Origin of the sequence: Enterovibrio sp. FF113, assembly GCF_041439165.1 — a bacterium.
GTDB classification, from domain to species: domain Bacteria; phylum Pseudomonadota; class Gammaproteobacteria; order Enterobacterales; family Vibrionaceae; genus Enterovibrio; species Enterovibrio norvegicus_A.
In genome coordinates this window covers 99,452-123,758 of sequence record NZ_JBGONO010000017.1, presented here as the reverse complement: position 1 = coordinate 123,758, position 24,307 = coordinate 99,452, and the positions used below count along the sequence as shown (strand labels likewise).

Sequence of the window (24,307 nt, the reverse complement as noted above, 5' to 3'; positions counted from 1 at the left end):
CTGCATTATCAGTTAGGGTAAACGTGATGCTATCGGTACCATCACCATCGACCGAATTGAAGGTCACCCCCACGCTGTCACCGATTGCTGCACTTTCAGAGACAGTATCTGCGGCTGCGTCTGTCTCGGTAATCGCGGTTGCAGAAAACTCCGACGTATCATCCGTAAGCGCAATATTAAAGGTTTGGCTTGAAGTCGTGCCATCCGTGGACGTCGCGATTACCGTAATGTTGTGATTCGTCGCGGTTTCATAATCCAACGCACCAGCGACCGTCACTTCACCTGTCTCCGGATCAACAGTAAACAAGCCTCCAGCATCGTCAGACAATGCATAGCTAATGGTATCTGAACCATCGCCATCGGTTGCTGAGAACGTTATCCCAACCGATGTGCCAATCACTGAACTTTCAGAAAGAATGTTCGCTGCCGTATCCGAGTCTGACACGGAAGAAATACTAAATTCCGTGTTGTCATCAGTGAGGGCAATGGTGAATGTCTGCGTTGATGTGCTGCCATCTGTCGATGTGGCCGTCACTTCGATGGTTTGTGATTGCGCGGTTTCGTAATCAAGCAGTGAGCTATCAACAACCGTAACCTCACCGGTTTCACCATCAATGGCAAATGCGCCATTTGCGTTATCAGTCAGCGTGTAAGTAACGATATCGCCATCTTCATCGGTTGCTGATACAAACAAACCGGTGGAGTCGCCGTTGGTTGCGCTCTCGAAAATGCTGCCTTGACCACCATCGGCTGCACTGATGGAAGAGAGGGCATTATCCGTGTCCCCTTCTTCCGGTGAACTGTCGGTGATATTAATCGTGAAGGTTTTGGTGGTGACTTGGTTATCTTCTGAAGTGGCTGCCACTTCTATGGTGTAGCCAGTGGCAGTTTCGTAATCCAAATTTCCCGCAACGGTGACAACGCCAGTGTCAGGATCAATCGCAAACAATCCACCTGCATCATCCACCAGCGTAAAAATGACATCGCCGTGCCCATCGGCAAACTCCTTGGCCACTGTAATGCCAACTTCATCTCCAATTTGGGCGTTTTCACTCACTGTATTTTCGCCGCTGTCCTCATCCATCACTTCGGACAGCGGGGCCATTCCTTCTAACAAGGCAAGTTGCGCAGCTGAAAGCCCGCCGCTACCTGAAGTGTCAAAGCCGGCCATTTCTGATGCCCACATGCCCCGCTCTAAACAGCCCTCGATGATGGAAAGAGGAAATCGTGTCGACCCGTCTGGCGAAATTTGTTCACTATTTTCGCCTGAACTCGGAGACGTTTTAGCCATCATCTCATCGACATTTTTAAAACCAAATGTTGAACCTATCGCATCAAAGGCTTCTTCAGCAGGGGAAGTTAAAATGGGGGATGGGCCAGACTCTTCAAGGACAAATACGGTTGCTAGACTGCCCGACTGTATATCATTGCTGCTCATGTTCGAAGCAAGCATGTTGCCATCATGAAAAGCAACCACCACATCTCCGACGTTTCCAAAATCGCGTCCACTCACAACACGAAGTTCACCTTCGGGGGAAACTGCAAACATACTTTCATCTCCTAACTACAACTCAGCGTATCGCTAATTAGCAGGCGCAATTGCGCTTAAAATACATACTGACAACATTAAAAATAGCACACTGGATTCACTATTGAGAATATTGTCAATTTGACCGGCAGGGATCTAACGATGACATAGCGATTCGGCGATGTTTCTGCAAAAAAGAAAAACCACTCACTGCTTCTATTGACCACTGAGCACGCCATAACACCACTTAACCATTCATCCGATGCACGATTGCACATGTGGCCGTATTGTTGGCAGCGTGAATTAATTCAATAAGGATGATTGCAATGATTTGGTTTCTCACCTGCGTCGCCGCGTTAATCGGTGGCTACTTCATTTACGGCGCGTTTGTTGAAAAAGTGTTTGGTATCAATGAACACCGTAAAACCCCAGCGCACACAAAAACCGATGGCGTCGACTTTGTTCCTATGTCTACCCCTAAGGTTTACCTTGTTCAATTGCTGAACATTGCAGGTGTTGGCCCAATCTTCGGCCCTATCATGGGTGCGCTTTATGGCCCCGCGGCCATGTTGTGGATTGTGGTAGGTTGTGTCTTCGCAGGTGCGGTACACGATTATTTCTCAGGCATGCTTTCTGTTCGTAATGGTGGCGCGTCTGTTCCTACCATCACAGGCCGCTACTTGGGCAATGGCGCAAAACATTTTATGAACATTTTTGCCATTGTTCTTTTGCTTTTGGTCGGTGTGGTCTTTGTTTCAGCGCCTGCGGGGATGATTACAAACCTCATCAACGACCAAACTAGCCTGACCGTTAGCATGACCACCATGGTTGTCATCATCTTCGCTTACTACATCATTGCGACGATTGTGCCGGTTGATAAAATCATCGGTCGCTTCTATCCGTTCTTTGGTGCGCTGCTGATTTTCATGTCTGTGGGCTTGATGACGGCGATTGGCCTGTCGGACGAACACACTGTGATGGGCGGCTTTGAAGTCAAAGACATGTTCTCCAACTTAAATCCGAATGACATGCCGCTTTGGCCTGCGCTATTTATCACCATCGCCTGTGGCGCTATCTCTGGCTTCCATGCTACCCAGTCACCGCTGATGGCACGCTGCATGGAAAATGAAAAGAACGGCCGCTTTGTGTTCTACGGGGCAATGATTGGTGAAGGCATCATCGCGCTGATTTGGTGTGCGATTGCCCTGTCTTTCTTCGGTTCACTTGAATCACTGCAAGACGCGGTAGCAAATGGTGGCCCGGGCAATGTTGTCTACGGTGCATCGTTTGGTCTGCTGGGCGTGTTTGGCGGTATCCTGGCCTTCTTGGGTGTGGTTATTTTGCCAATCACTTCTGGTGACACGGCGTTCCGCTCTAGCCGCTTGATTTTGGCTGAATACTTCAACATGGAACAGAAAACACTGCGTAATCGTCTGCTGATGGCGCTGCCTCTGTTTGTGCTTGGTGGCGTGCTAACACAAGTGGATTTTGGGATTATCTGGCGCTACTTCGGCTTTGCTAACCAAACCACAGCAGTAATGATGCTTTGGACAGCTTCTGCTTACTTGCTTCGCCATAACAAACTGCATTGGATTGCGACTGTGCCAGCCATGTTCATGACCACCGTGTGTGCGACTTTCATTCTCAACAACAACGCACTGGGCTTTGGTTTACCAATGAACATCTCCACGACCGCAGGCATCGTGTTTACCTTGTTCGTGACGGGCTATGTGATTAAGAAATCGAAAGGTAAAGGTGACATTGACTTAGCTGACGAAGAAGAGACCGACGTCGTCACCAAAACAGCGTAAAGCGGTTAAACAGAACTGTCGAAATAACGTTAAATCAAGAGCCTGCATTGTCAGGCTCTTGTTGTTTGCAAGCCAAGCCTGAGTACAATACAGACAAACCAAAATAAGAAGGCTCACCATGGAACTGGTTCTTTCGCTCTTGCAGCAAATGTGTGTGTATTTGGTGCTGGCTTATATGCTCAGCAAAACGCCGATCATTTTGCCTTTGCTCAACATTTCTTCTCGCTTAAGCCATCGTCTTATTTGTTACGTTCTCTTTTCTGGCTTTTGTATTCTCGGCACGTATTTTGGTTTACAGATCAATGATGCCATTGCCAACACACGCGCGATCGGTGCGGTGATGGGCGGCTTATTTGGCGGACCTGTGGTGGGCTTTTTCGTTGGTCTGACCGGTGGCATTCACCGTTATACCCTTGGCGGATTTACCGACCTCGCCTGTGCTATTTCGACGACGGCAGAGGGTTTAATTGGTGGCCTATTGCATGTGTACTTGGTGAAGCGTCGCCGCGTCAGCCAATTGTTTAATCCCGCCGTGGTGTTGGGCATCACTTTCGTTGCCGAAATCGTGCAAATGACGATTCTGTTGATTGTCGCCAAGCCATTCGATCAAGCCTATACGCTGGTTTCCGCTATTGCCGCACCGATGATCATTGCCAATTCGGTGGGTGCAGCCTTGTTCATGAGCATTCTTCAAGACCGCAAAACCATCTTCGAAAAATACTCCGCCACCTTTTCACGACGCGCACTCACCATCGCAAAACGTTGCGTGGGCATTTTGCACAGCGGCTTTAACAATGAAAGTGCGACAAAAATTGCTCGTATCATTTACGAAGAAACACAAGTTGGTGCAGTGGCTATCAGCGACAAAGAAAAGATCCTCGCGTTTGTAGGCATTGGTGATGACCACCATCTGCCAGAAACGAAGATCTCATCACAAAGCACACTGGATGCCATGAGCAAGGACACCATCATTTATCTGGATGGTGCAGAACATCCTTATCAGTGCACCCTGTCGCCTGACTGTAAACTGGGCTCTGCCCTGATCATTCCGCTGCGCTCAGGCGATGATGTGGTCGGCACAATTAAGCTTTATGAGCGCAAACATAAGCTGTTTTCTACCATCAATATGTCGATGGCAGAAGGCATTGCCCAACTGCTTTCCAGCCAAATTCTGTTTAGTGGTTACTTGCAGCAAAAGTCGTTGTTAACGCAGGCTGAAATCAAGCTGCTGCAAGCCCAAGTGAATCCGCATTTTTTGTTTAATGCGCTCAATACCATTAGCGCGGTTGTCCGTCGTGATCCCAACAAAGCACGAGAGCTGATCCAAAATCTGTCACAGTTTTTCCGAAGTAACCTTAAGCAGAACATCAACACCGTTTCTTTGCGTGAAGAGCTGGAGCACGTTAACGCTTACCTCAGCATCGAGAAAGCGCGCTTCACTGACAGGCTCCATGTCGACATCTCGATTGATGACGCCCTGCTTGATATTCAGATCCCCAGTTTCACTTTGCAACCTCTGGTTGAAAATGCCATCAAGCACGGTATTTCGACTCTGTTAGAAGGGGGCAATGTTATGGTCTACAGCCAAGCAGTGCCTCAAGGCCATGCGATCACCGTGGAAGATAATGCGGGTTGTTATCAGCCTCCCGCCAACAATCATCAAGGTTTGGGATTGGAAATTGTCACGAAAAGGCTAGAAAACCAATTTGGGCGTGATTCACAGCTAAAAATAGACAGCGAACACAACCAATTTACCCGAATGACGTTTATTATCCCGGCCGCTGAAATGAAGAAAGGTGCATAAGTAGGATGTTAGCCGCACTCGTTATTGACGACGAACAATTCGCCCGTGAAGAACTGGCTGATCTTCTCAATGAATCCGGGGATATTACCGTGGTTGGGGAAGCGCCAAATGCCATTATTGGGCTGAAAAAAATCAATGAACTGCGCCCCGATGTGGTGTTCGTGGATATTCAAATGCCGCAAGTCACAGGGCTAGATCTGCTTTCTATGCTCGACCCTGACAACATGCCTTACGTGGTTTTTGTCACCGCTTACGATCAATATGCGATTCAAGCATTTGAAGACAACGCGTTTGATTATTTGCTTAAACCCGTCGAACCTCAACGGTTAACCAAAACCGTGCAAAAGCTGGTGCGAAATGCACAAAAGGATACGCTTCAGCAAAATGTCGCCGCGATTGCCAGCGAGTCTCTGGCGCAAATTCCTTGCGTTGGGCACAACCGTATCGTGCTGCTCCCGACCCATCAAGTGGAGAGCGTGTATTCCGATCTCAGTGGCGTACATGTGCGTTCGTCCACCCAAACCGCGAGTACCCAATTGACGTTAAAAACACTGGAAGAGAAAACGCCGCTGCTGCGTTGTCATCGCCAGTATTTGGTCAATGTTCAGCATATTCGCGAAATTAAGCTGCTGGAAAACGGACTGGCGGAAGTGGTGACTATCAGCGATTTCACTATCCCGATAAGCCGCCGTTACCTCAAAGTACTCAAAGAGGCGATAGGCTTAACAGGAAACTGACCCTGTTGTTCCGCCCACGGCAATAGTGGGCGGAATCCGCAATCCTTTCTCTTCGAGCTACTTTTCTACGCCAACAAATTCCTTCCTTTTGTCACACATACGCGGCAACGCCACCTATTCCGGTGAACTATCGTGCTAGTTACTTTGTATTTTTTTATTCCAATTGGTATCACTCGCCAACTGTAGGGAGCTTCGATGACAGACCCCACCGTTTCGCACCACCGTCACATCAGTCTATGGGGCGTTGTCGCGTTGGGCATTGGCTCTATGGTTGGCGCGGGGGTATTCGCACTGCTCGGTCAAATTGCTGTTAATGTGCGTGGAGACACGTGGATTGTCTTTGTGTTAGCAGGCATCGCAGCGCTTTTCTCCGGATATTCTTACGCAAGGCTCAGTGCTAAATTCCCATCCCGTGGTGGAGTGACAGATTTTTTCGCCTTAGGAATGGGCTCACCAAGAATAGAGCGCGCATTAGCCTGTTTGTACCTCATCACACTTGTGCTCACCCTCGCACTCGTTGCGAAAGCCTTCGGCGCTTATGCTGCACGTGTTGTTCATCAGCCAGATCACAGCGACTGGGTTAACCTCTACGCCACTGGAATTATGATCCTCCTCACCATCGTTAATCTTATGGGATCTAAAGCGGTAGGACGCATTGAAATGTTCCTTGTGGCGATCAAGTTGACGATCCTCGCTCTCTTTATCGGCGTTGGCGCCGTTACCCTGAAGCCCGCCATGCTTGAAGTGCACAACGATGTGCCAGCCTCGTTAATGTTTTCAAGTATTGGGCTCGCGTTCTTTGCCTATTCAGGGTTTGGCATGATGGCCACCGCAGCCGCGGATGTCACCAAGCCAGAAAAAACCATGCCACGAGCATTCATGATCGCTGTTAGCGTCGTGATGGTGCTGTATGTGGTGCTTGCGTTGGTGGTACTCGGCAATGTGGCGCCGGAAGATTTAGTGAAATATACCGACACCGCGGTGGCACAAGCTGCGGAGCCGATTTTGGGTAATTGGGGCTTCATTTTAGTTTCGCTCGCGGCTTTGTTTGCTACCGCTTCTTCTATCGTCGCGAACATTTTCTCCATGCTCAATGTCTCTAAGCAAATGGGGAGTAGCGGGATCTTGCCACAGATATTTCGTATCCAGTCTTTTGCTGGCGGAACCCGAGGCTTTTACAGCCTTATCGCCATTGTCATTGTGCTCACCAATTTCTTCGATTTGTCTTCCATTGCCAACGTCGCCAGTGCAACGTTTCTGGCCTGCTATATCGCTGTTTTTATCGTTTGTTGGCGCAGACGAAAAGATTGCCATGCCAACCCGTTAATTATCTCCATGGGGTTTGTTTTCATGACGGCGATATTTGTCACCTTTATCGGCGAAATGATTGTTGAAAAGCTCTGGTTAGAATGTCTTACATTGGCTGCCGCTGCGCTCTTCAGCCTCCTGATTGGCTGGCGCACACCTGATATCGACAACCAACAACCTGACAATGCAAACAGTGAGCAACAATGAATTTAATTTCCAATACCTTCAGTCGATTCCAAGGTGAAGCCAGAGGGCGCTTGTTCACACTGCTTGGGGTCATGATTTTAAGCTTTGACAGCCTGTTAGTGCGCCTGATTGACAGTGATGAATGGACACTGATTTTCTGGCGAGGCCTGCTACCTGCGGTGGTGTTTTTCTTGGTGCAATGGAAAATGGATCGACAAGTATTGGACGAGCATTTGTTTCATCCCAAAATCAGCACCTTACTCACAGCCGTCCTTTTCTCCGCGTCCACCATTTGTTTTGTATTTTCACTCGATCATACGGAAGTCACCAGCACACTGGTGATCACGAATACGGCACCTTTGATCACTGCTGTACTGGGGTTTTTCTTTCTCGGAGAAAAGCTGAGTCGCTCAACCATGATTGCGATACTTATTTCCGTGGGAGGGATATGGCTAGTGTTTGGCTATCAGCCCAACCCCGCTGAGTTGGAAGGGGATTCATTGGCAATGGTGACAGCGATTTCAATGTCGGTGTATCTGATCATGCTGCGTAAAACACACGCCCGCTATGCCACCGTATTCTTGATTTACTCAGGGATATTCACCGCAGTGGTTGCCTTGCTCGCCGGCGCAAAGCCCTTCTCGCTGCCACCGATTAAAGACCTCTACATTGTGCTGCTATGCGGCGTGGTTCTGCCTTGTTCGTTTCTGTTAATCAACATCGGGCCACGCTATCTTCCTGCCGCAGAAGCGAGCTTAATATTGCTGCTCGAAGTGCTGTTTGGTCCATTACTCGTCTGGCTCATTATTGGCGAAACACCCGCGCCTGCCGTCGCGCTCGGTGCGGGGATCATTGTTGTGACGCTGGCTGGTCATACGATCATAAGTCAGCGAAAACACACTTAGATTGGCTTTACGTGTTAAAGAAATGGACGTTAAGCTTTCTTGTCGGTTTCACTGCCAGCGTTGCGACTATCGGGTTTGTCACCGGCGTCAGAGTCACTCGATACGTCATTTTTGACCAAGCCCTGCCCTGAACGAAGTAACATGTTGAGCAGCATTTCATTATCGATCGTTTCACCAGACAAAATACTCGCCAATATTTCACTGCCAAATAGCTGAGGTGATAACAATACATCCGCTTTTACCTGCTTCACCTTGCTCATGTTCTTCGCGTCATTCACCGCGACGACGGTGCGAACATCGGGGTTTAGTTCCTTCACCGACAAGACAATAAATGCGTTTGTCGCATCATCATCAGTCAGCGCCAATATGGCATGACATTGCCCAATACCTGCGGTTTTCAGCAAAGTATTATCGGTGCAATCTCCCGAGAGAATATCCAGCTTCACCCCTATTTTTTGCTCAATCATCGGGAATTTGTCTTCGTCTTCCGAGGTCAACACGGTGACATCCAAGCCACGCTGTTTCAGCTGCAAAATTGTGCTGCTCGCCAGCACAGAAACGCCACAAACAATGTAGTGATTTTTTCTGTTCATTTTCTTGGGAGTTCCTTTTACAAGCTTGTTCAATCCGCCCCAGATCAGCGGGCCAAACACCGTGGTCAATGAAGTAGCAAATACCGTGATACCGGCGATGATGACAGAGACAGTAAACAACCGAGCACTTTCTGACATTGGAATGATGTCGCCATACCCCACCGTGGTCATGGTGACCATGGAGAAATAAAATGCCGTCATCAAATCGTGGATTGGCGGGTGAAAACCGCCGCCAAAATACAATGCGCCGTACGTGGAGTAGAACAGTAGAACAATGAAACTAATGAGAGCGGCAATCCCGCCTGCTGTCGCACTTGAACGATGGAAATCACGGCTGAGCGCCAACAACAAAAACAGCGCGCTACCCGACCAATAAAGATGCAATTTAAGATGAGGGAAAAAGTGCAAAGTGAACACCAAGGCTATCGTCAGCAAAATAATACTTACCGCCCATGCAATGCGGGCTCGATAGAGCAGTCCGATAGCATTGAGCATCAAGAAGATCCCCAACAAGAACCACGGCCCGTTGGCGACATCTACCCAGTTAATACCAGTGAAGGTCTTAATATTAAACACATTGAGAACGTCAGCAGACTGTCCCCAAACCGACAAGAAGATAAATGCGCCGTTAGCAAAAACCACCATCGCCACGAGAATATGTCGAATATAGACCCACACTGAGACCAAGCGACGCCAAAACTGCCGAAGTATGCTCAAACTTTTCCCTCAATGCGTTGATAACCCACGCAGTATAGACGGCTAGACCGACGTGAATGTGCTTCATTCCTAGGGCATGACGCAACTATCCACAAATGTCTCGATAAGCCGAAATCGAAGCATCTACGCATTGAATAACAAATAGGAAGGAGAGGTAAGAAGGGCGAACAGAAAACACTGTCGTTTTACAGCCAAAAACAAAGAAGCCGCGAAAACATCGAAAAGATTAAGATGTTTGCACGGCTTCATTATTCACTGTTTTGGGTAGTGATATAGTGTTACTCCCCACCCATAATCACGACGGGGTTGGAGCTAAACAGATAGCCATCAAAGTTAGGATCATCAATATCCGACAGTTCAATCAGCCTTTGTTTTACGTTTTCAAGGTGTTGCCACATAGCACTCTTTGCAGCGATGGGATCTTTTCTCTGCATGGCTGCAAGAATCCGTGCATGGTCGTCTAGCCATTCCCCTCGATAGTCTTGCGTCGATATTCGTGAATGCAGTTTTTTCCACATTGGGCTTTGCTCACGTCGATCCCAAGACTGCTTCAGCATATCAACAAGTACTGAGTTTTGCGTCGCAGCGGCTATAGACATATGGAAATCTTCATCGCCACCATAACCCGTGACACCACTGGACAATTCACGACGCTCTAACTCAAGCGCAGAACGCATCTTTACAATATCACCGGGAGTGACTTGGGTGGCGGCGAACTCGGCAATATTACTTTCCAGCAATTGACGAGCTTGTAGCATTTCAAACGGACCCGCTTCATCACTTACCGCATTATCACGCAAGTTAGAAACACTTGGAATATTCAGGATATACACGCCAGAGCCTTTCTTAACTTCAACTAAGTTTTCTAGCTCTAACATGATGATAGCTTCACGCACTACAGTGCGACTGACATCGAGACGTTCTGCAATATCACGCTCAGGAGGCAACCTATCACCGACCTTATATTGGCCATCGCTAAGCTCGTTTCTTAGTATTAGACCTATCTCTTGATAGGGTCTTTTTGGTTCAAAAGATTTCATAACGATAGTATTTCTATGTCCGTTTGCTTTCTTGTCCCATCATAGCGACCAATATAAATTGGTCAACCTAAATTCATGATGCGAAATTAATTCATTGTTTTTATTGGACTTAATCGTCATAAAACGCCACACCACCACTTTAATGCTTTCAACCAATTCATTCGGTTCGTAGATAGACTTACCCAACACTAGATGATTTGAGCTTTCGCAAGTAAAGCATGAAGTGCTTTTTTTGTTGCTAGCCATTTAGTCTAAATCAACCTTTAGCTAAGTAATGACGCTAAGCGCTCCGATTTAATCATTCGATATACTGTAATTAAACCTAAAAGCAACAGAATGCATTCAAGCACTGCACCACCTATTGAGCCGATGACTACCGCATTTGAAATTCCGAAGAAACATGAAAAAATCAATACGAGGCGCATTTTAATCCCTTTGAGAGTAATGATCGCAATTGTATTGATAACGGCGCCAATCACTGCAAGTAAATCAATCGGCTTTGACATCACAAGAATACCCACAACTAAATAGAAAGCTGCAAATATTAACGCGACCCAAAAAGAATTATACCTAATAGAAACAACGTTCCTTACAGCCCCTATAGTGAGCGTACATGCAGTAACAAGTGACTGTAGCATGACGTAATGAGATGCCAACAATATATAACCGATGGTCATCCAAACTTTCAACTTAATATCATTTGTTTGTAGCATCGCTATTATCGCGGTAGATAATGCCAAATAACCAAGAATCTGAGAGGGTGAAAATAATTCGTTCACATTAATATCCCAAGAAAAGACAAAAGACAAAAAGACAAAAAGAAAGGAGAGATTAATATTGCATCGAAAAGAGAAGGCTAAAAGCTCTGTTTATGTTCTAACTGAGAAATGCAGTTCGTACTCACCACCTTGCTTATCAGATCTGAATTGATGAGATTTGTTAAGCAAAAATCTAGTTTTCAGCAATGAGAGTGTGCTTTCTATCCGCATGATTGCTATTTCAATTCAAAAATAACAACGTAAGTCAATGCTTATTGATACTCCATATAAAAAGCGGTCAGATGACCGCTTTCTAATCTAAGGACAATTAACTATTTTTGGCTAAAGTCTTTAACTTCCGCCCAACGTGCACGCAAATGGTGTGCTGCCATCTTCGGCTGACGGTCACGGGTGAATGCACCCTTCTTATTGCCGTTAACACGAATAATGCCTTGGCCAGTGTTGAAGTCATGCATGTTCCAGCAGTGCTCTCCAACTACTGCGTCACAGCTATCAAATGCCGCAAAGTTCTGATCTAAGTACTCGTTATAATACTCTTCAGTGAACATAGTTGATGGCAGGGCATGGAAGCCTGAAACTGTGTCTGCACCAAATTCAGTGATGATGATTGGTTTACCTTCAGTCGCCCAGCCAGCAAGCTCTTTTGCGAATTGGTCGCCAGCATTTGGTAGGTCAGCACCGTTAGTCACATACCAACCGTAATAACGGTTTAGACACACAACATCAGCGAACTGAGAGGCTTTGCAGTTGCCATAAGCAGCCAGCATGAAGTTAACCATTGTCATTGGGCGGTCTTGTACATCTAGACCATCACGAGCAAACGCAAATATTTCTTTAAAGTAAGCTTCAGATGATTCTTGAGATGAATCAGGCTCGTTCGATAGCGACCACATAACAACACAAGGGTGGTTCTTATCACGCGCGATTAGCTTAGTGATGGCATCTTTGTGATTAACCATGCCTACAGTTTGAACATCTTCACGATCGAAGTGCTTAACAGGGACTGTATTAGACCCCCCCATACCCGCTTGAGAAACATCTGTCATGTTCCAAGCACCAACGTGTGAAACTTCATCGATGATGACCAAACCACGGCGGTCAGCAAGTTGCATGAACTCTTCTGGGTAAGGGTAATGCGATGTACGCAAAGAGTTAGCGTGAATCCAATCTAAACACTCAAGATCGCGTAGGTTCATAATATCGCTGTGACCACGACCAATGGTGTGCGCGTCGATGTGGTGACCAAAACCTTTGAAGTAAAACGGCTCGTTGTTGATTAAGAACTGAGTTCCTTGAACTTTCACAGTACGAACACCAACAGGTAGAGTGTAAATATCGACAAGATCATCACCTTCAACGATCGTCGCCACTAGGTCGTATAAATACCCTTTGCGTGGCTGCCAAAGAATGACGTTTTCAATGGTTAACGTTCCATCAATACCGTTACCCGTTGCGACAACTTCTCCTTCGGCGTTAAGCAGAGAAACGTTAACCTCTTGGCCTGCATTTAGCGCTGACTCAATTTTATACTCAACTTTGCCTGTCGATCCTTCGAAATCTGTCACTACAGTGATGTCATTAACACGCGTCTTAGGCACCGCGACCAAGCGAACTGATGAATGAATACCCGCATAGTTAAAGAAGTCGAATGCAGGAGTGCATTCTTTCACGCCGTTATCATGAGTCTTCACGGAGCCAACAGGGATAGTGACCTTAGATAGCTCGTTGTTAACAACGACGACAACTGTGTTTTTCTGTCCGAATTTAGCAACATCATTAAGGTTGCCACCGAAAGGCGTGAAACCACCCTCATGTGACACTAGTTCAACACCATTTACGAAAACTGTTGCGCGATGTGTCGCTGAGCCAAAGCGAATCATTGTATCCAGCACTTCGAATTCAGAAGGAATATAAAAGTCTGTTTGATACCAAACATCACCACAGAAATCTCGTTTTGCCGCTTCCGTGAAGATGTCGTTGTATGAGCTTGGTACAACCATTTCGATTGTGTCGGTAAGACCGTCTTTCCAATTTTCGTTACGACCTACACCTTGAGTATCAAACTTAAATTTCCAAATACCATCAAGTGAAATTACACGACGTTTTTCGTTATCTAGCGGGTACATGAATACAGACATTTTTATTCCTTTTATTTAATATTTTTAATTAAAATAGCTTATTTTAAAATCTATTCAGTGACCGTAATCACCATTATTAATAAAATAATTAATTGCAACTATTAATGATTACAAAGCGTTCAAACAGGTATCAAAATGAAACTACTGAAAGAAATTGAAATCGTACTGAGCAGCGAATTTAATATCGTAGTAGTCCAGCTTTCCTTCTTTTTCGCCAAATTGGTCTTCTTCGGCCTTGTTAAGAACCAGTGAAGATTTCAATCCTTTAAGTTGACCTGAAGTAAATTTGTGTGAAATGGTTAAATTCGCTCCAATCCCGTCTACCACTGTTTCTTCATATGAATCCAAATCACCATCAGTTTTTACTAAGAATAATCCGGAAGACCAGTTTTCATTAAAATTGTAACCGCCACCAACTTGCCACGACGTAGTATTATGTCCGTTTCGCGCTATTGACATATCGAATGGGAACACAATATCGGTATCGATTGAGGATCCTGTGAGTTTGTCGCCGACTTGACCAAAGCTGGCAACACCAAACGCCTTACCTTTAGCAACGGTTATTTGCGTCGATGCGACATACGTATTTTCTACATTATTTAACTGATTTTCTTTCGTGTAGCCGATAGTTTGACCGTAGAAAATACGACCATCGAATTTCACAAAAAATTCATTATCCGTAATAAATGCATAATCAAAGTTCGTTTGTAATTGATAAGCGTCATCTTCTTGATAGCGTGCACCAAATGATGCGGCGTACATTGGCGCATCGAAAACTACGCCAGCATGATACCGTGGCGTATGTTTCCCGTTGATTGCGTCATCTTTCCATGCGGTATCAAAACCACCCGCTGTTTTTGTCGTCACCGCACCATAAAAATCAAGCGTATCGGTTGCTTCATAATGAACTAACCCACCTTCTTTCATCGATGGCATTGTACGAACTGATGAATACTCCAATAGTGGAACGATATGATCCATAGAGCCATAAGCGTAATCTGTCCCCCAACGACCCAACTTGATTTCTAGTCCGTCGATAGGCTTTAGGTTGACTGAACCACCAAGAAAACTAAATGACTCATCATTTGCATCAAGGTATGCACGTGACGTTGCGTTGTCACCCACGTCCATTAATTTATGAATTGAATATGAATAAGCTTCCACATCGAACCATTTACTGAAGTTAGATGTTTCATAATCAACCATTGCACCCTGTACCCAGGCTTCTACATTTCCGTATTTACAGTCTTGAGCATCCGGTTCGCTACCACACGCACTAGGGCGATCAGCCATGCGTAGTTCATTTCGCAAGCGAAGACGCAAATCTTGTTTAAATTCGTCGGAAGTGGCACCTGAAACAACTTCAGATGCAGTGACACCACCAGATAACGATAAGGTAATAGCAGATACTAATAACCCCAAATTGAATTTATTATTTCTCATGGAATATCCTTTAGATTTTAATTATGGTTTTAAGTTTTTATAAGTAACGACATCATCGGTGTTACGTTTTTTATTATTTAACTTCGGCACCAAGCTTCATCATTGCTTGGTTGTGTAAAACCATTTTTTCACGTTTTTCAGGTGTGATATTCCACATAAACTTGAAGATTAAGAACATTGCAATTGATGCAACAGCTGGAAGCAAGAAGATCATTGCATGCAATCCATTTTGCGTTTCAATAGTCTGAGTCGCAAGCGATGGGTCATAGCCAATAACACCAATACCGACACCTGCTAACGCACCCGCTAAAGCGCCAGCCACTTTACGAGAAAGGGAATACGACGCGTATATTACACCGGCTTCACGTTTGCCACTTTTATATTGATTGTATTCAATACAGTCGGATACCAGACACCACATAATCGCGACAGTAAACATACTGAAGAGTTTTTCAGATGTGTAGAAAGCAAGGTATTGCATTGGGGTTTCCACGAAGAAATAACCCACCGTACATAGTATTAATGTCATCAATGAACAAAGCATGATGATATTTCTCACCCCAAAACGGGCGGTTAGCTTTGGCGTAACAAGAAGAATCACAATCATTGCACCTAGGTCGATAATACCTGTGTATGCAAGAATCTCGAGTGCGTTATCCATGTTACTCTTAATCCAAAAAATCAGCGTAGCACCGACACCATAAAGTGCAGTTAAACAACAAAGGCCAGCCAGACTCACTGCAATTAAGGGACGGTTTGATGCTAGGGATTTTAACTGTTGTGTAAGTGGTGTCATCGGCGCTGGTTCAGGTTTAATATTTTCTTTAGTAGAGAACACGGCAATCATGTGACATGTAATCCCAAATAAACCGAGTGCAACCATCGCGAACAAATAACCTTTTCCTATATCGTCAGCAAACAGGGTTAACATAATAGGAACAACAAATTTAACCATTGTTGACCCGACAATAGCGCCTAATGTTCTGAATGTTGACAAACTAGCTTGTTCAGCTGCATCTTGAGTCATTGAACTTGCAAGCGAGCCGTAACTTATATTACATATCGTGTAGCACATTCCCCAGGTAATATACGTTAGGTAAACCCACGCTAGTTTCTGCCCTTCTGACAATGATTCTGGAACGATGAACATCAATATTGCAGAGGCCGCTAAAGTAAATGAACCCCATTTAATAAACGGCCTAAATTTGTCCGCTGTTGGATTGTTAAGTTTCGCATACCGAAACTCAGCAAGCGTACCCATCATAGGGTCATTAATCCCATCCCAAACTCTAGCCAATAAAAAAAGCGTACCTACTGCAGCTGCAGATATTCCAATTACATCAACATAAAATGCGAGCAAGAATGTTGATGACATAGCGAATGACATATTATTGCCTATATCACCAAACATGTAACCCACTTTGTTTCGTAGCGTTAACATCTTCATTATTATTATTCCATGCTATTGGATTTGACTAGGTGGCCAAGACATTTTGACCACCAAAAACTCATATTAATTAAAATTATTTATTGAAAATGGCTCGTTTTATTCCTAACTCTAAGCCGCGGACTTCTGCGAGTCCTTTTAGTCGACCTATGCAGGAATAACCTGGGTTAGTTTTTTTCTTTAGGTCATCAATCATTTGATGTCCATGATCCGGTCTCATAGGTATTGAACGCATATCGCCTTTTGCAATACGTTTCTCTTCTTGAGTAATTAGAGCTTTAACAACCTCATACATATCGACATCACCTTCTAAGTGAGCCGCTTCGTGAAAACTTGATTGGTTTTCTTCACGTTGCGTTGAACGCAAGTGAGTGAAGTAAATACGATCACCATGTTTATTAATCATATTCACGAGATCGTTGTCCCCGCGGACACCATAAGAGCCCGTGCACATGGTGATGCCGTTAATCATGCTTGGCACAGCATTAGTCAGCCAATCAATGTCTTCAATGGTTGAGACAATTCGAGGGAGACCAAGAATTGGGCGCGGTGGATCATCGGGGTGAACAGCGAGTTTCAATCCATATTGCTCACAAACAGGCACTAGCTCTCGTAAGAAATACGCCATATTTTCACGCAAAATATCTTTGGTAATATCGTTGTAGCGATCGAGCTGAGATTGAAAATCTTCTAACGTATAACCTTCTTCTGCTCCGGGTAATCCAGCGATAATATTAGAAGTAAGCTTTTTCAAGTCAGCTTCTGACATTGCATTGAAATAATCACTCGCTTGGGAAATTTCTTCTTCGCTATATTCTTTTTCAGCGCCTGGGCGTTTTAATATAAAAATCTCAAACGCCGCAAAAGCTATAGAATCAAAACGCAGCGCTTTAGAGCCGTCACTCATCTCGAACTCAAGATCAGTTCGTGTCCAATCTAGTACGGGCATGAAGTTGTAGCACACAGTGTCAATGCCACATTCCACTAGATTAATAATGCTTTGCTTGTAATTCTCAATCCATTCGTTGTAGTTACCAGAGCGGGTTTTAATTTCTTCATGCACCGGGATGCTTTCAACAACAGACCAAGTCATGCCCATGTTTTCGATGGTTTCTTTGCGTTTCAATATTTCCGCCACCGGCCAGACCTGACCGTTAGGGATATGATGAAGCGCCGTAACAATGCCCGTCGCGCCCGCTTGTTTGATATCAGATAAGCCTACTGGGTCGGAGTCCCCATACCATCGCCACGTTTGTTCCATAAAATCCTCTATTTCTTTATTTTTCGTTTTAGGAGCGTTTGTTTGTTGAAATCGACAACATGGGAATGTTTTTAATCAATCAATCGACTCGAGGCAATTGTGAATGATCAATTGGTTGACCAAACCTACAATAAAATTTAATTTTGGTCTGCCAACATTCATTTTGTGATGAATATCTGAGATTAAGAGAGGTTTTTCAATTACATCGACGTGAAAGTGAAGGTATTTGAAGTAGGGAAAATGGCGAGTGAATGGATGAGAACTCTAGGTTCTTAGCGGCAGTAGACTTTATTGCAACAGTCAGTCTCAACCTTCTACGAATCAGATAATTAACGGTAAATAGCTTTTAAATAACAAGTTTTTCACATTGCTTGTCTTGTTTTCTCAGTTCAGGGTGAATCAACAACGAACACGAACTCCCAGTTGTTAACCACTCAAATTGCCAACCAACCCAAATTGATTGACCAAAATCACAGTTATTCGTGGATTATTGGTCAACCAATACAATTGTGATCATTCTCACTATCAGTCACAACCCCCTGTTTTATACTGCGATTCAATCGAAAGCACGCTGCCACACTGATGTGCCTCGCTCCCTTCCATTGGTTTACCAATAGAGCAACCACATCAACATGGCGTCGCAGAATCAATAACAATCCTCCGATCGGTTATATAGGACACCATCATGAAAACCGTTTATAACTCAATGCTCAAAGACTTTGTGCAGCTCCCCGACTACGACCGATCTGTACTGAAGAGCCGTATTGTTCACCTCGGCTTTGGCGCCTTCCATCGCGCACACCAAGCGCTCATCACCAACGAGATGCTAAACAGAACAGGTTGTGACTGGGGCATTTGTGAAATCAATTTGTTTGGCGGTGAAGACTTAATCCAATCGCTTCGCGCACAAGACCACCTATATACCGTGGCGGAAAAAGGCGCTGAATCAACAACGGTGAAATTAATTGGTTCAGTGACGGAATCACTGCACCCTAGCCTCGATGGTATTCAAGCGGTTTTAGATAAGATGGCCGAGCCTCAAGTCGCTATCGTCTCCATGACCATCACAGAGAAAGGCTACTGCGCGGACCCTGCGACAGGGAGACTCGACAAGAACAACCCACTGGTCGTTGCTGACCTTGCAAACCCTACTGAGCCAAAATCAGCACTGGGTTACATCGTTCAAGCGCTAATACTGCGTCGTGAGCGTGGCTTGTCTCCATTCACTGTTATGTCTTGCGATAACGTGCAAGAGAACGGGCATGTTGCAAAGGCTGCCATTCTTGAGTTCGCTCAATTGCTTGACCCAGAGCTCGCGGCTTGGATTGAAACTCACGTAACGTTCCCATGCACCATGGTTGACCGCATCGTTCCCGCCGCGACTGAAGAAACGCTGGCTGAAATCTCTGAACTACTTGGATGTGAAGACCCTTGTGCCATTGCCTGTGAACCGTTCCGTCAATGGGTCATTGAAGACAACTTTGTTGCAGGTCGACCAAATTGGAATATGGCTGGCGCTCAGTTCGTGGCAGACGTGGTGCCTTATGAAGAAATGAAGCTGCGCATGCTCAATGGCAGCCACTCTTTCTTAGCCTATTTGGGTTACCTCGGTGGTTATGCACATATCTCTGACACCATGACCGACGAGGGTTATCGAAAAGCAGCATTCAACATGATGATGCAGGCTCAAGCACCGTCTCTGACTATGCCGGAAGACACTGATTTAGAGGGCTACGCCACGCTACTTATCAACCGTTTCACCAACCCAAGCTTGAAACACAAAACGTGGCAAATCGCGATGGATGGTAGCCAGAAGATCCCTCAACGTATGGCGGGAAGCTTGCAGTTCCACCTTTCACAAGGCTCTTCATTCTCTTGGCTAGCAACGGCCATTGCCGGCTGGATGCGCTATGTGTCTGGCGTGGATGAACAAGGCAACGAAATCGATGTTCGTGACCCAATGGCTGAAACCTTGCGCGCTATTTGTGACCAACACGGTCAAAGTCCTTCTGTCGTGCCCGCTTTGCTTAACATCGAAGCGATCTTCCCTGCCGAACTGGGCGAGAATCCATATGTGGTTGACGCAGTCAGCACCGCTTATCAATCTCTGATTGATCATGGCGCTCGCGCTACCGTTGCAGCATTGTAAGAGACATTTGCTATGAAGAATTTCCTGTGTGATGACTTCCTACTTTCAAACGAAACCGCCCGTCGTCTTTACCACGAACACGCCAGCCATCAGCCAATTTATGACTTTCACTGCCATCTCAATCCGGCGGAAGTTGCAAAAGACCGCCAATTCGAAAACATCAGTAAAATTTGGCTTGAAGGTGATCATTATAAGTGGCGTGGTATGCGCTCGGCGGGGATTGATGAGCGCTTAATCACTGGTGATGCCAGCGACAAAGACAAATTTATGGCATGGGCAAAAACTGTTCCTCAGACCGTCGGTAATCCCCTATACCACTGGACTCATCTCGAACTTCGCCGTCCGTTTGGCATCACAAGCACGCTATTTGACCCAAACACGGCTGACCAAATATGGCATCACTGCAATGAGCTGTTAGCAACGCCTGAATTCTCTGCTCGCGGCATCATGAAGCAGATGAATGTGGTGATGGCGGGCACAACCGACGACCCTATTGATTCCTTAGAACATCACAAAACAATTTCAGCCGACACCACGTTTGATGTTCAAGTGTTACCAAGCTGGCGTCCAGATAAAGCATTCAAAATAGAACTGGATGCGTTTGCTGATTACCTGCAAAAACTGGGCGAAGTCGCTGATGTAAACATTCGTTGTTTCGACGATCTACTGACTGCCTTAGCTAAGCGCTTGGCTCACTTTGACGCACACGGTTGTCGCGCAGCAGATCACGGGATCGAAGTGGTTCGCTACGCGCCAATCCCGAGCGAAGCTGATTTAAATACCCTTCTGACACGTCGTCTTGCCGGTGAAGTGCTAACAGAACAAGAATGCGCACAGTTTTCGACCGCTGTTCAAGTATGGCTGGGCAAGCGTTACGCGAAAATGGGCTGGGTGATGCAGCTTCATATCGGCGCACAACGCAACAACAACACGCGCATGTTCCAGCGTTTAGGTGCAGATGCGGGCTTTGACTCCATTGGCGATAAAACCTTCGCGTTTGAGTTGGCACACCTGCTGGACGACATGGATAAAACCAACGAGTTGCCACGTACGATTCTTTACTGCCTTAATCCTCGTGACAACGAAATGATGGCGACCATGATTGGTAACTTCCAAGGTGGCGGTATCGCTGGCAAGGTGCAATTTGGTTCCGGTTGGTGGTTCAACGACCAGAAAGACGGTATGCAACGTCAAATGGAGCAGCTGTCTTCTCTTGGCCTTCTAAGCCAGTTTGTTGGCATGCTGACAGACTCACGCAGTTTCTTGTCATACACACGCCACGAGTACTTCCGTCGTATTTTGTGCGACATGGTCGGTCGTTGGGTCGAAAACGGCGAAGCGCCAAAAGACATGTCATTGCTCGGCCCTATGATTGAAAACATCTGTTTTGGTAATGCAAAGCGCTACTTCGAAGAGAGGGCTTAACCAATGAAACACATCGCCATTATTGGTGAATGTATGATTGAACTGAACGGAAAACCGTTCGGTTCAATGCATCAAACCTTCGGCGGCGACACGCTTAATGCGGCCGTGTATTTACGCCGAGGTAGCGAAGCCAATGCAAATCCAGATGACATTAAAGTCTCTTATGTCACGGCGTTAGGCACAGATCCCATCAGCCAAGGCATGCTGACACGCTGGCAACAAGAAGGTATCTCTACTGAATTGGTGCTTCAAGACAACACGCGTACGCCCGGCCTTTACCTGATCCAACTGGACGACCAAGGTGAGCGCACGTTCTTGTACTGGCGAAATCAATCTGCCGCGCGTTACCTACTTCAACACCCATCGTTTGACGCGATAAAGCGCGCGCTGGTCGACGTTGATATGGTGTTTTTAAGTGGCATTACGCTGGCAATTTTACCTAATGAAGATCGCGTTGCATTGCTGCATTTGTTGGGTGAACTCAAGGCCCAAGGTGTCGAGATTGCTTTCGATAGCAACTTCCGCCCTGCGTTATGGCCACAAGACGAAAACCATACCGTCAAAAACAACTATCAATCGATGTACGCATCAACCGATGTTGCCCTAGTGACGTTTGATGATGAACAGCTCCTTTGGGGAGATGTATCGCCAGAACAAACCATCGAGCGTCTTACAGCGCTTGGCGTCAGCAAATGCATCGTCAAGTTGGGTGCAGAGGGATGCCTAATTCAAGATTCCGGTACGGCTTCGGCTCCACGAGCCGTACCAACTCATCCCGTCGCAGAAGTTGTTGATACAACTTCTGCAGGCGACTCATTCAATGGTGGATTTCTGTCTGCCTACCTAGCAGACACCGACCTTATTTCGGCGTGCCAGCGCGGCAACGCCATGGCGGGTGTCGTCATTCAACATCGTGGCGCCATCATCGCGAAAGAACTCACTCAATTAGCTATCAAGCCCATTTAAGGATTACCAATGCCTAGCATTAAAGAACAACTAAAAGCCCTGAAAGTTATCCCTGTTATCGCTATCGACAACGCTGAAGACATTATTCCTTTGGGCAAAGTGTTAGCAGAAAATGGCTTGCCTGCTGCTGAAATCACCTTCCGTTCAGACGCCGCTGTCGAAGCGATTCGTCTGCTTCGCGCTTCACAACCAGACATGCTGATTGGTGCAGGTACTGTGCTGAATCGTGAACAAGCCATCGCGGCAAAAGAAGCGGGAGCCACCTTCATTGTGTCCCCTGGCTTCAACCCAAACACCGTTAGAGCTTGCCAAGAAATCGGCATCGATATCGTCCCTGGCGTGAACAACCCGAGCACTGTGGAAGCGGCATTAGAAATGGGCCTCACTTTACTTAAGTTCTTCCCAGCGGAAGCTTCAGGCGGTATCAACATGGTGAAATCGCTGCTTGCGCCTTACACCAACGTAGAACTGATGCCTACCGGCGGCATTAACCCAGCCAACGTGAATGACTACCTCGCTATTCCGCGCGTCGTGGCCTGTGGCGGTACGTGGATGGTTGATAAAAAGCTGATCGAAGAAGGCAACTGGGATGAGCTGGCTCGCCTAACCCGTGAAGCAGCGGCATTGGTGAACTGAACCTATTCGGCGCATTAAACGGCCCTAAATGTCAGGGCCGTTTTTTTTGCAGAAAAATGGAGAAACAACATGGAAATGTGGTTCACGCAGTTGGTTGGTGGCGTCGCCTGTCTGGTGGGTATTTCTGCATTTTGGCAAAAAGACGACTTACGCTTTCGCTATCAGATGATGGCATTTTGCTTCGTCATGAGCGTTCACTTTGCGCTCATGGGCGCAGCAGTCGCGGCAACGGGTGTCGCCATTAACGGAGTACGCAGCTTTGCTTCCGCCAAAACCCGCTCTCGCATTGTCATGTGGTTTTTCATTGCTTTGATGTGGGCGATGACCGTCAGCAATATTTCCCACTTTTTTGAATTGATGGCAGTGGTTGGTTCAACCGTGGCGACGTGGGCGCTGTTCACCTTGAATGGCATCGTGTTGCGCTCACTCATCTTGTTCAACTCTTCATGTTGGCTAGCACATAACCTGTGGCTAGGTTCCATTGGTGGAACCATTGTCGAATCCGCCTTTATCATCACCAATATCTTGACGATTTATCGGTTGTATTCGTCGCAACAAGCGACTCAAAGCCCCAGCCAAGTTTCCTAATCACGCGTCATCACTTTCCCTCAATCATCAGGCTGCGCTGGATCGCCGTCTGTTTAGGAGCAACAAATGGAACAAATCAAACCATTGAGTTGGAATGACCAATCAATCCCTCACAAGTTTTGGGTAGAGCAACAGGAAGATGGTTGCAAAATCTGTTTGGAAGTCATTAAAGACGTCGAACCAGAACTGCTTTCTTTGGACGTGCCCGGCGTCGACATGGAGACAGTAATCACTGCGTGGCAAGGACAAGCAACCAATATTACGCCTGCTTTTGATGACGGCATTCTATTCACGCAAACCCGTGCGCTACTTAACTTGCCTCAAGGCTGTTTGCTTTGGGCTGTTACGCACATAAAACGCGTAGATGACTTAAAAATGTCGGCAGATAAGCTCTTTTTTGTACCCATGCGAACGATGGGTCAGTAAGGAAGTGAGTTAGCTTCACCATAGCTAGAATGCAAAAAGGCCGCTGTATCTTTCGCAAGAACAGCGGCCTTTTCTAATTTGGTGGAGCCAGATCGTGATATAGCGGGATTTACTCGGTCGCTTCGCTCGGCTGAAGACTAGGCGTCCCCCCCATACCAAGGATTCTGCATCCCTATTTCCAAATGCTTATTCCAGAAACGAAAAAGCCCGCTCACTGAGACAGTTCTCCATGCATTGGGCAAACGGGAATTCAGCTGGTATTGCTTTGATTAACACCGATCGGATTAAGTATTAAGTAAGCGGTCATCAATTTGCGCAGAAAAAATCGTCAAGAGCAAGGAAGAGATTGCAGTAACCAGTGATTCTACTTATAAAATCCCTGACGTAGCTATGGCCGATTGTAACCAGCAAGAAAGGCTG

19 protein-coding genes are annotated in these 24,307 nt (G+C 46.2%); 11 read left to right on the top strand and 8 right to left on the bottom strand.

The annotated features are described in order from the left end of the window. A partial coding sequence (locus ACED36_RS14850) for a cadherin repeat domain-containing protein (protein WP_371733489.1) occupies positions 1-1,549 on the bottom strand: 1,549 nt, incomplete at its 3' end. Positions 1,550-1,854: 305 nt separating this feature from the next. Here ACED36_RS14850 and ACED36_RS14845 point away from each other — a divergent pair. The 5 genes from ACED36_RS14845 to ACED36_RS14825 all read left to right on the top strand — a co-directional run bounded on the left by ACED36_RS14845 (position 1,855) and on the right by ACED36_RS14825 (position 8,279). Then, positions 1,855-3,339, top strand: coding sequence for a carbon starvation protein A (locus tag ACED36_RS14845; protein WP_016958811.1), 1,485 nt, complete (start codon positions 1,855-1,857; stop codon positions 3,337-3,339). A gap of 118 nt (positions 3,340-3,457) precedes the next feature. Then, positions 3,458-5,143 (top strand): sensor histidine kinase, encoded by a 1,686-nt coding sequence (locus tag ACED36_RS14840; protein WP_016958810.1) that lies wholly within the window; start codon positions 3,458-3,460, stop codon positions 5,141-5,143. 5 nt (positions 5,144-5,148) lie between these two features. Beyond that, a complete protein-coding gene (gene btsR, locus ACED36_RS14835; protein ID WP_016958809.1) occupies positions 5,149-5,880 on the top strand; it encodes a two-component system response regulator BtsR in 732 nt (243 codons plus the stop codon). A gap of 195 nt (positions 5,881-6,075) precedes the next feature. Next, positions 6,076-7,395, top strand: coding sequence for an APC family permease (locus ACED36_RS14830; protein WP_016958808.1), 1,320 nt, complete (start codon positions 6,076-6,078; stop codon positions 7,393-7,395). Next, positions 7,392-8,279, top strand: a complete 888-nt coding sequence (locus ACED36_RS14825; RefSeq protein WP_371733488.1) for a DMT family transporter — start codon at positions 7,392-7,394, stop codon at positions 8,277-8,279. The genes ACED36_RS14830 and ACED36_RS14825 overlap by 4 nt, the downstream gene beginning before the upstream one ends. 29 nt (positions 8,280-8,308) lie before the next feature. Here ACED36_RS14825 and kch read toward each other — a convergent pair whose 3' ends face one another. From kch to uxuA, 7 genes are all read right to left on the bottom strand, one after another. Continuing rightward, positions 8,309-9,589 carry a voltage-gated potassium channel protein gene (kch, locus tag ACED36_RS14820; protein WP_371733487.1) on the bottom strand — a complete coding sequence of 427 codons (1,281 nt, stop codon included), beginning with the start codon at positions 9,587-9,589 and terminating at the stop codon, positions 8,309-8,311. A 278-nt stretch (positions 9,590-9,867) separates the two neighbouring features. Continuing rightward, the gene (locus ACED36_RS14815; protein WP_016958805.1) at positions 9,868-10,629 is read right to left on the bottom strand and encodes an FCD domain-containing protein; all 762 of its coding nucleotides are present in this window, start codon (positions 10,627-10,629) and stop codon (positions 9,868-9,870) included. 263 nt (positions 10,630-10,892) lie between these two features. Further along, positions 10,893-11,408, bottom strand: a complete 516-nt coding sequence (locus ACED36_RS14810) for a YgjV family protein (RefSeq protein ID WP_371733486.1) — start codon at positions 11,406-11,408, stop codon at positions 10,893-10,895. Positions 11,409-11,719: 311 nt separating this feature from the next. Further along, the gene (gene uidA, locus ACED36_RS14805; protein WP_016958803.1) at positions 11,720-13,546 is read right to left on the bottom strand and encodes a beta-glucuronidase; all 1,827 of its coding nucleotides are present in this window, start codon (positions 13,544-13,546) and stop codon (positions 11,720-11,722) included. Positions 13,547-13,687: 141 nt separating this feature from the next. Next, positions 13,688-14,989, bottom strand: coding sequence for an OprD family outer membrane porin (locus tag ACED36_RS14800; protein WP_016958802.1), 1,302 nt, complete (start codon positions 14,987-14,989; stop codon positions 13,688-13,690). A 73-nt stretch (positions 14,990-15,062) separates the two neighbouring features. Next, entirely contained in the window at positions 15,063-16,436 is a 1,374-nt protein-coding gene (locus tag ACED36_RS14795; RefSeq protein ID WP_016958801.1) for a glycoside-pentoside-hexuronide (GPH):cation symporter, read from the bottom strand. A gap of 76 nt (positions 16,437-16,512) precedes the next feature. Next, complete coding sequence (gene uxuA, locus ACED36_RS14790; protein WP_016958800.1) at positions 16,513-17,697, bottom strand: mannonate dehydratase; 1,185 nt, start codon at positions 17,695-17,697, stop codon at positions 16,513-16,515. A gap of 685 nt (positions 17,698-18,382) precedes the next feature. Between uxuA and ACED36_RS14785 the strand changes: the two genes are divergently transcribed. From ACED36_RS14785 to ACED36_RS14760, 6 genes are all read left to right on the top strand, one after another. Continuing rightward, positions 18,383-19,846, top strand: coding sequence for a fructuronate reductase (locus ACED36_RS14785; RefSeq protein ID WP_371733485.1), 1,464 nt, complete (start codon positions 18,383-18,385; stop codon positions 19,844-19,846). A gap of 12 nt (positions 19,847-19,858) precedes the next feature. Continuing rightward, positions 19,859-21,271: a glucuronate isomerase gene (uxaC, locus tag ACED36_RS14780; RefSeq protein ID WP_371733484.1), complete on the top strand. Its 1,413-nt coding sequence runs from the start codon at positions 19,859-19,861 to the stop codon at positions 21,269-21,271. Between the two features lie 3 nt (positions 21,272-21,274). Beyond that, entirely contained in the window at positions 21,275-22,237 is a 963-nt protein-coding gene (locus ACED36_RS14775; protein ID WP_371733483.1) for a sugar kinase, read from the top strand. 9 nt (positions 22,238-22,246) lie between these two features. After that, positions 22,247-22,873, top strand: coding sequence for a bifunctional 4-hydroxy-2-oxoglutarate aldolase/2-dehydro-3-deoxy-phosphogluconate aldolase (locus ACED36_RS14770; protein WP_016959730.1), 627 nt, complete (start codon positions 22,247-22,249; stop codon positions 22,871-22,873). A 69-nt stretch (positions 22,874-22,942) separates the two neighbouring features. After that, positions 22,943-23,461 carry a YgjV family protein gene (locus tag ACED36_RS14765; RefSeq protein ID WP_016959731.1) on the top strand — a complete coding sequence of 173 codons (519 nt, stop codon included), beginning with the start codon at positions 22,943-22,945 and terminating at the stop codon, positions 23,459-23,461. 66 nt (positions 23,462-23,527) lie between these two features. Further along, complete coding sequence (locus ACED36_RS14760) at positions 23,528-23,887, top strand: hypothetical protein (RefSeq protein WP_016959732.1); 360 nt, start codon at positions 23,528-23,530, stop codon at positions 23,885-23,887. Positions 23,888-24,307: the final 420 nt, after the last annotated feature.

Coding starts and splice junctions, on each gene's coding strand:
- uxaC (WP_371733484.1), top strand. CDS start 19,859: ATGAAGAATTTCCTGTGTGATGACTTCCTACTTTCAAACGAAACCGCC.
- ACED36_RS14770 (WP_016959730.1), top strand. CDS start 22,247: ATGCCTAGCATTAAAGAACAACTAAAAGCCCTGAAAGTTATCCCTGTT.
- ACED36_RS14760 (WP_016959732.1), top strand. CDS start 23,528: ATGGAACAAATCAAACCATTGAGTTGGAATGACCAATCAATCCCTCAC.
- ACED36_RS14840 (WP_016958810.1), top strand. CDS start 3,458: ATGGAACTGGTTCTTTCGCTCTTGCAGCAAATGTGTGTGTATTTGGTG.
- ACED36_RS14795 (WP_016958801.1), bottom strand. CDS start 16,436: ATGAAGATGTTAACGCTACGAAACAAAGTGGGTTACATGTTTGGTGAT.
- ACED36_RS14785 (WP_371733485.1), top strand. CDS start 18,383: ATGAAAACCGTTTATAACTCAATGCTCAAAGACTTTGTGCAGCTCCCC.
- ACED36_RS14815 (WP_016958805.1), bottom strand. CDS start 10,629: ATGAAATCTTTTGAACCAAAAAGACCCTATCAAGAGATAGGTCTAATA.
- uxuA (WP_016958800.1), bottom strand. CDS start 17,697: ATGGAACAAACGTGGCGATGGTATGGGGACTCCGACCCAGTAGGCTTA.
- ACED36_RS14825 (WP_371733488.1), top strand. CDS start 7,392: ATGAATTTAATTTCCAATACCTTCAGTCGATTCCAAGGTGAAGCCAGA.
- ACED36_RS14830 (WP_016958808.1), top strand. CDS start 6,076: ATGACAGACCCCACCGTTTCGCACCACCGTCACATCAGTCTATGGGGC.
- ACED36_RS14765 (WP_016959731.1), top strand. CDS start 22,943: ATGGAAATGTGGTTCACGCAGTTGGTTGGTGGCGTCGCCTGTCTGGTG.
- ACED36_RS14845 (WP_016958811.1), top strand. CDS start 1,855: ATGATTTGGTTTCTCACCTGCGTCGCCGCGTTAATCGGTGGCTACTTC.
- btsR (WP_016958809.1), top strand. CDS start 5,149: ATGTTAGCCGCACTCGTTATTGACGACGAACAATTCGCCCGTGAAGAA.
- ACED36_RS14800 (WP_016958802.1), bottom strand. CDS start 14,989: ATGAGAAATAATAAATTCAATTTGGGGTTATTAGTATCTGCTATTACC.
- ACED36_RS14775 (WP_371733483.1), top strand. CDS start 21,275: ATGAAACACATCGCCATTATTGGTGAATGTATGATTGAACTGAACGGA.
- uidA (WP_016958803.1), bottom strand. CDS start 13,546: ATGTCTGTATTCATGTACCCGCTAGATAACGAAAAACGTCGTGTAATT.